Raw genomic sequence first — 6798 nt, forward strand, 5'->3', positions numbered from 1 at the left:
CACCAACCCGAACCGGCTGCGCCGCATGGACCGCTGGATCGCCGCCGCCCACGGCCCCGCCCTGCGCAGCTCCCCCGAGCCGCCGGTCGCCGTCGACCTCGGGTACGGGGCCGCCCCCTGGACCGCCGTGGAGCTCCTGGCCCGGCTGCGCACCGCCGAGCCCCGCACCCTCCTGTACGGGATCGAGATCGAGCCCGCCCGGGTCGAGGCCGCGAAGCCGTACGAAGCCGTCCACGAGGGCCTCTCCTTCGTGCACGGCGGCTTCGAGGTGCCGGTGCCCGGCCGGGTCGCCCTGATCCGGGCCGCGAACGTGCTGCGCCAGTACGACGAGGACCAGGTCGCCGCCGTCTGGGCACGGCTCTGCGGGCGGCTCGCGCCCGGCGGGCTGCTCGTGGAGGGGACCTGCGACGAGATCGGGCGCCGGCACGTGTGGGTGGCGCTCGACGCGGCCGGGCCGCGCACGGTGACCTTCGCGACCCGGCTCGGCTCGCTCGACCGGCCCTCGGACCTCGCGGAGCGCCTGCCGAAGGCGCTGATCCACCGGAACGTGCCGGGCGAGCCGGTGCACGCCTTCCTGCGGGACTTCGACCGGGCATGGGCGGCGGCCGCCCCGTACGCCTCGCTGGGTGCCCGGCAGCGGTGGATCCGCTCCGTCCGCGACCTGGCGGCGGACTGGCCGCTGACGGACGGCCCGCGCCGCTGGCGGCAGGGCGAGGTCACGGTGCGCTGGGAGGCACTGGCGCCGAGGGTCTGACGACGCGTCGGCACCGAGGGCCTGACGCACATCGGTGGGGGCGTCGGCGCCGAAGGGGTGACACTCCGCGTGGCCGGTCCCCCGGCTCTCCCCAACTCCCGTTGAATTTCTCGTGCGCGGGGAACGCCCCACGCACCTCACACGTCCCCTGTGGGGGGAACGGGCCGACAGGCCCCGGTTTCCCCTGTTGCTTTCCGGTTTCGCATGGCACTATCGCCAGGTCACCATCAAGTTACTGACGGTAAATCAGATTTGGGTCACTCGAGGGGGAGCTCGTGAACCGACGCCGCCACGCCACCGCCGCGATCACCGTGATCTGCGCCCTGACCGTGCTGGCCTCTCCCGCGCTGACCCTCCAGGCCTCCGCCGCGCCGCTCCCCCCTCCCCCGCCGAAGAAGAGCCTGGAGGAGGTGCGCCAGGAGATCGACGAGCTGTACCAGAAGGCCGCCGCCGCCACCGACGCGTACAACCTCGCCGAGGAGAAGACCAAGGAGCAGTCCGCCGAGATCGTGCAGCTCGCCCGACTGATCGTGGACGGCCGCAAGAAGATCGACGACCTCAAGGCCAGGGCCGGCGCCGCCGCCCGCGCCCAGTACCGCAACGGCGGGCTCCCGGACGGCGCGCAGCTCGTCCTCACGAACGACCCGCAGCTCTTCCTCGACGCCGCCGGACGGCTCAAGGCGGGGGCCAAGGCCACCACCGACATCCTGGGCGAGATGACCCGCGCCCAGGCCGAGTTGGACACGTACGCCAAGGACGCCGGCGCCAACTGGACCAAGCTTGAGGCCAACCGCGTCAAGCAGGCCAAGGCGAAGAAGGAGATCAACGACAAGATCGCCGCCGCGAAGAAGCTGGAGTCCGAGCTCGCCGCCGAGGAGCGCGAGCGGCTGCGGCGCCTGGAGGAGCAGGCCCAGCTCCGGGCCCAGACGACCTGGCTCGGCACCGGCGTCCTCGACGGCCTGAAGGAGGGCGCGACGGCGGAGGGCAGGAAGGCGGTCGAGTTCGCGACGGCGCAGATCGGCAAGCCGTACGTCTGGGGCGCGGAGGGGCCGAAATCGTACGACTGCTCCGGGCTGACCCAGCGCTCCTGGGGCGCGGCCGGCCTGGGGATCCCGCGCACCTCGCAGGAGCAGTGGCGGCTGCTTCCGCACGTGGACATCAAGGACATGCGGCCCGGTGACCTGATCGTCTACTTCAAGGACGCGAGCCACATCGGGATGTACGTCGGGAACGGCATGATCGTGCACGCGCCGCGCCCGGGGCGGAACGTCACGCTCGCGGGCGCGGGCACGATGGAGATCCTGGGAGTGGTCCGCCCTTCGTGACCACGAGGGGAGTCGTCCGCCTTCGCGACGGGGCGGTGTGACGGAAGCGCGTGACGGAAGCGGCGTGACGGAAGCGGCGTGACGGAAGCGGCGTGACACGAGCCACCTTCACGGCTCGGCCACGGCCCGACGGGCGTGACGTTTCTCATGGGAACAAAGCCCCCGTGCGGACCGCACAGGGGCAAGTACCTCCCCTTCCGCGGCATATGCCAAGCACGGCGCGCGCTCTCACAGGCTGATCACCATTCCGCTGCGCACCGCCCTACCGCTATGGTCCGGGACGGGCGGGACGCCACCCGGCGCCCTGCGCACCTCGGGGGGAGGGAAGGAAACCCGGACCGATGCCCGCATCCGTACCGCGCCAGAGAAACGTCTCTGCCGCCGCGGGACCCGGCGACGCCACCCCAATGGACGCCACTCCCATGACAGCCACAGTCACAGGCACCGAGCGCACCGATCTCACCCTCCTGGTCGTCGAGGACGACCCGGCGGGTGCCCTCGCCGTACCCGAACTGCTCGACGCGGCGGACGCCGCCGGCACCCGGGTCCGCATACGCACCGCCCGGAACCTCACCGAGGCCGAGCGGCTCCTCACCGACGACGTCCACTGCGTCCTCGTCGACCTCTCCCTGCCCGGCCCGCGCGCCGGGGCCGCCGGCGACGACCCGCTCGCCCCGCTGCGGCACATCCTGCGCCTCGCCCCGCGCCACGCCGTCCTCGCGCTCGCGGGCTCCGCCGACGCCGAGCTGGCGGCCGAGGCGGTACGCGTCGGGGCCCAGGACCACCTCTTCCGCGAGGAGCTCGACGGGCGGCTGCTCAGCCGGGCCATCCGGTACGCCGTCGAGCGCAAGCGGGCCGACGCCGTCCAGGTGAAGCTCGCCGAGTCCCGGCTCCGCGCCCAGGAGAACGCCCGCCTGGAACGCGGACTGCTCCCCACCCCGCTCCTGGAGGGCTCCGACCTGCGGTTCGCCGCCCACTACCGGCCCGGCCGCTCCCGCGCCCTGCTCGGCGGCGACTTCTACGACGTCGTCCGCACCCCCGACGGCACCGTCCACGCCATGATCGGCGACGTCTGCGGGCACGGCCCCGACGAGGCCGCGCTCGGCGTCGAGCTGCGGATCGCCTGGCGGGCCCTGACCTTCGCGGGCTTCTGCGGGGACGAACTGCTCTCGACGATGCAGCAGGTCCTGGAGCACGAGCGGGAGAGCGACGAGATCTTCGCGACCCTCTGCACCGTCGACATCGCGCCCGACGGGCGCCGGGCCGGCCTCTGCCTGGCCGGACACCCCTCGCCGCTGATCGCCCGGCAGGGCCGGACGGCACGCCTCCTCCCGTACGAGGACGGCGGCCCGGCCCTCGGACTGCTGCCGCGCGCCCGCTGGCCGCGCCGGCAGGTCGAGCTGGGCGGGGCGTGGAGCCTGCTCATGTACACGGACGGGCTCATCGAGGGCCGCTCGGCGGGCCCCGGCTCGCCGCGGCTCGGCCAGGACGGGATGGTCGAGATGATCAACCGCCAGCTGGCCTCGGGCCTGCGGGGCGAGGAGCTCCTGGAGGCGGCCGTGACCGAGGTCCGGTCGCTGAACGGCGGCGAGCTGACGGACGACGTCGCGGTCCTGGCCCTGGAAAGGGACAGGACCCGGGGGTAGCACCTCCCGGGTCCTGCTCTCGTCGTCCTGCCGACCGGCTACCGGCCGCCGTTGTAGGGACCGTACGGTCCGTCGCTGCTGGAGCCGCCGCCCCGGCGGCCGCCCCGGCCTCCGCCGGAGACCTGCGCGAGCGCGGGGCGCACGTCCACCATGAAGACGATGGCGGCGATCAGCCCCGCGATCTGCAGGAAGAACATCGACGACGGCAGCAGCAGGGCCAGGGCGAGGTTGATGCCCAGGATGATCAGCCAGAACTTCTTCGTCTGCTTGTCGGCGGCGCGGTAGGCGTCCTCGCGCGCCAGGGCGGCGAAGACGAGCGCGGCGACGGCGAAGCCGGTGAAGACCAGGAACATCGCCAGGGAGAGAAGGGAGTCGAATCCCGCGCGCAACATGCTGAGCACCGCCTAGTGGGGATGGAGAGAGAGCGCCTCGCGGCCAAGGTACCCGGTACAACGCACCGAGTACCCGGATTGGTGCCCGGCCCTACTCCTTCTCGGCGGCGACGGCCGTCTTCTTGGCGGGGGCCTTGCGGGCGGTGGTCTTGCGAGCGGGCGCCTTCTCGGCCTCGGCCGCAGGGGTCTCCGTCTTCTCGTCGGCCTTCGGCTCGGGCTCGACGACGACGGCGATCTCGGTGATCTCCTCGGCGGCCTCGCCGCGCCAGGCCCTGACGGCCTCCTCGCCGTGGGCGGCGACCTCCTCGTACTTCTCGCGCGCCTTCACGGCGTACTCGGCGGCGACGCCGACACCGCGCAGGGCGAGGTCCTGAGCGGTCTCACCGAGCTTCTTGAGGTCCGTGTCGAGACCGCCGACGACCTCGGCGAGCTTCGACTGCACGGTGGCCTGGGCCTCCTTGGCCTGCGCGGTCACCTTCTCCTGCACGGCCTTCGGGTCGGTCTTCCGTACGGCGTCGATGCGCGCGGGCGCCTCGGCGGCGAGCTGCTCGATCAGGCCGGGAACCTTCTTGGCCTGCTGTACGGCGAGGTCGGCGGTGCCGGCGGCGAAGTAGAGAGGGGTACGCAGTTCGTCGATGATGGCCATGCTGGTGTTCCTCCCGAAGGTGACTACTGGCTCGAAGGCGGAGTGGCATCGGGCGCGGCGGCCGCCTGCTCGGCGGCGTTCTCCTTGCGGAAGGAGTCGTAGATCTGGAGCAGCACCTGCTTCTGCCGCTCGTTGATCGAGGGATCGGCCAGGATGACGGCGCGCGTCTCCAGCTCCTCCCGCTCCTTCTCGTCGAGGATCCCGGCCCGTACGTAGAGCGTCTCGGCGGAGATCCGCAGCGCCTTCGCGACCTGCTGCAGGACCTCGGCGCTGGGCTTGCGCAGCCCGCGCTCGATCTGGCTGAGGTACGGATTCGACACCCCGGCGGCGTCGGCGAGCTGCCGCAGGGAGAGCTGCGCGGTCCGCCGCTGCTCGCGGAGGTACTCACCGAGATTGCCGACGTTGAGCGATGCCATGCCCCGACCATGCCAGCCGCCGCTAACTTTTGCAAGCACCTGCTTGCAAAAGTCGCGCCCGGGGCGCGTCGGGCCGTGCCATGCTGGGGCCGTGGACCTGGAGGACCTGAAACGACTGCGCCGCGCGCGGGACACGATGGACCGCGACTACGCGTCGCCGCTCGACGTGCCGGCCCTGGCCAGGGTCGCGCTGATGTCGACGGGGCACTTCGCCCGCAGCTTCCGCACCGCGTTCGGCGAGACGCCGTACAGCTATCTGATGACCCGGCGCGTCGAGCGGGCGAAGGCGCTGCTGCGGCGGGGGGACCTGAGCGTGACGGAGGTCTGCTTCGAGGTGGGCTGTACGTCGCTCGGGTCGTTCAGCTCGCGGTTCACCGAGCTGGTCGGCGAGACGCCGAGCGCGTACCGGGCGCGCAGCCACGAGGAGGGTGCCGCGGTCCCGGCGTGCGTCGCGAAGGTGCTGACGCGGCCGGTGAAGAACGGCGGGCCCGCCGAAGCGATCGGGAACGAAGCGATCAGGAACGGAGAAGCGTCGACGAACGCCTCCCCGTAGCGTCGACGGCATGGACGACATCAAGCTCTCGCAGTGCTTCATCACCGTCGACGACGCCGACGAGGCGCTCGTTTTCTACCGCGACGCCCTCGGCCTGGAGGTCCGCAACGACGTCGGCTACGAGGGGATGCGCTGGGTGACCCTGGGGTCGCCCGAGCAGCCCGACGTGGCGGTCGTGCTCGAGACCCCGCTCCCCGACCCCAGCGCCTCGGAGGCCGACCGCCAGGCCGTCAAGGACCTCCTCGCCAAGGGCCTGCTGCGCGGCGTGATCTTCTCGACGGAGGACGTCGACGCCACCTTCGAACGCATCCGCGCGACCGGCGCCGAGGTCCTCCAGGAGCCGGTCGACCAGCACTACGGCGTCCGCGACTGCGCCTTCCGCGACCCGTCCGGCAACATGATCCGCTTCGCCCGGCCCAAGGCCTGAGCGTTCCCGTCCCCAAGCCCCCGACCCGGCCTCGGGCCGGGGGCGCCTGCCGTGCCAGCATGTACGGGAAACCCAACGGGGAGGTACGACATGGCAGTTGACGAGCAGAACGACGCGGTGGGCCCCCGGCGGCGCGCGGACGTCCTCGACGAGACGGGGGTCGCGGGTCCGGGACGCTTCACCGGTCCCGCGACCGGGGACGAGCGGCCGATGCTCGCCGGATTCCTGGCGGACCAGCGGGCGACGCTGGTACTCAAGTGTGCGGGCCTTGAAGGGGAGTTGGCTCTCCGGTCGGCGGAACCGTCCACCCTTTCCCTGCTCGGCCTGGTCCGACATCTAGCCGATGTCGAGCGCCACTGGTTCCGCGAGATCCTCGCCGGCCAGAAGGAGGCGGGCCCCCTCTTCTCCTCCCCCGCCTCCCCCGACGGGGACTTCGACGAGGCCGCGCCCGACCCGGCGGCGGTGGCGGAGGCGTGGGAGGCGTGGCACGCGGCGGTGGACTTCTCCGACCGCTTCACCGCCGAGGCCCCGGACCTCGACGTCGCGGGGGACGACGCGTGGCGCGGAAGGGTCTCGCTGCGCTGGGTCCTCATCCACATGATCGAGGAATACGCCCGCCACAACGGCCACGCGGACCTC

Annotated in this window: 9 protein-coding genes; 6 read left to right on the forward strand and 3 right to left on the reverse strand. The window is 72.4% G+C overall.

Translation table 11 applies throughout. From position 1 onward, the window contains the following. The 3 genes from CCN56_RS34680 to CCN56_RS34690 form a co-directional block, all read left to right on the forward strand. A partial coding sequence (locus CCN56_RS34680; RefSeq protein ID WP_107484273.1) for an SAM-dependent methyltransferase occupies positions 1 to 754 on the forward strand: 754 nt, incomplete at its 5' end. Between the two features lie 275 nt (positions 755 to 1029). After that, the gene (locus CCN56_RS34685; protein ID WP_086831775.1) at positions 1030 to 2079 is read left to right on the forward strand and encodes a C40 family peptidase; all 1050 of its coding nucleotides are present in this window, start codon (positions 1030 to 1032) and stop codon (positions 2077 to 2079) included. 341 nt (positions 2080 to 2420) lie between these two features. Further along, complete coding sequence (locus CCN56_RS34690; protein WP_373412937.1) at positions 2421 to 3725, forward strand: PP2C family protein-serine/threonine phosphatase; 1305 nt, start codon at positions 2421 to 2423, stop codon at positions 3723 to 3725. 38 nt (positions 3726 to 3763) lie between these two features. Here CCN56_RS34690 and CCN56_RS34695 read toward each other — a convergent pair whose 3' ends face one another. The 3 genes from CCN56_RS34695 to CCN56_RS34705 all read right to left on the reverse strand — a co-directional run bounded on the left by CCN56_RS34695 (position 3764) and on the right by CCN56_RS34705 (position 5179). Continuing rightward, the gene (locus tag CCN56_RS34695; RefSeq protein ID WP_086831777.1) at positions 3764 to 4117 is read right to left on the reverse strand and encodes a DUF2516 family protein; all 354 of its coding nucleotides are present in this window, start codon (positions 4115 to 4117) and stop codon (positions 3764 to 3766) included. Between the two features lie 91 nt (positions 4118 to 4208). Continuing rightward, positions 4209 to 4763 carry a hypothetical protein gene (locus tag CCN56_RS34700; protein WP_086831778.1) on the reverse strand — a complete coding sequence of 185 codons (555 nt, stop codon included), beginning with the start codon at positions 4761 to 4763 and terminating at the stop codon, positions 4209 to 4211. Positions 4764 to 4786: 23 nt separating this feature from the next. Beyond that, positions 4787 to 5179: a helix-turn-helix domain-containing protein gene (locus tag CCN56_RS34705; protein WP_086831779.1), complete on the reverse strand. Its 393-nt coding sequence runs from the start codon at positions 5177 to 5179 to the stop codon at positions 4787 to 4789. A gap of 91 nt (positions 5180 to 5270) precedes the next feature. Between CCN56_RS34705 and CCN56_RS34710 the strand changes: the two genes are divergently transcribed. The 3 genes from CCN56_RS34710 to CCN56_RS34720 form a co-directional block, all read left to right on the forward strand. Then, on the forward strand, positions 5271 to 5732 hold the full coding sequence (locus CCN56_RS34710; RefSeq protein WP_256962332.1) for a helix-turn-helix domain-containing protein: 462 nt from the start codon (positions 5271 to 5273) through the stop codon (positions 5730 to 5732). Between the two features lie 10 nt (positions 5733 to 5742). Next, a complete protein-coding gene (locus CCN56_RS34715; protein ID WP_086831781.1) occupies positions 5743 to 6159 on the forward strand; it encodes a VOC family protein in 417 nt (138 codons plus the stop codon). A gap of 90 nt (positions 6160 to 6249) precedes the next feature. After that, positions 6250 to 6798, forward strand: a 549-nt coding sequence (locus CCN56_RS34720) for a DinB family protein (protein ID WP_086831782.1), incomplete at its 3' end; no start/stop codon positions are given.

This window comes from Streptomyces sp. NRRL B-24572, assembly GCF_002156145.1.
In the GTDB taxonomy this organism is placed as follows: domain Bacteria; phylum Actinomycetota; class Actinomycetes; order Streptomycetales; family Streptomycetaceae; genus Streptomyces; species Streptomyces vietnamensis.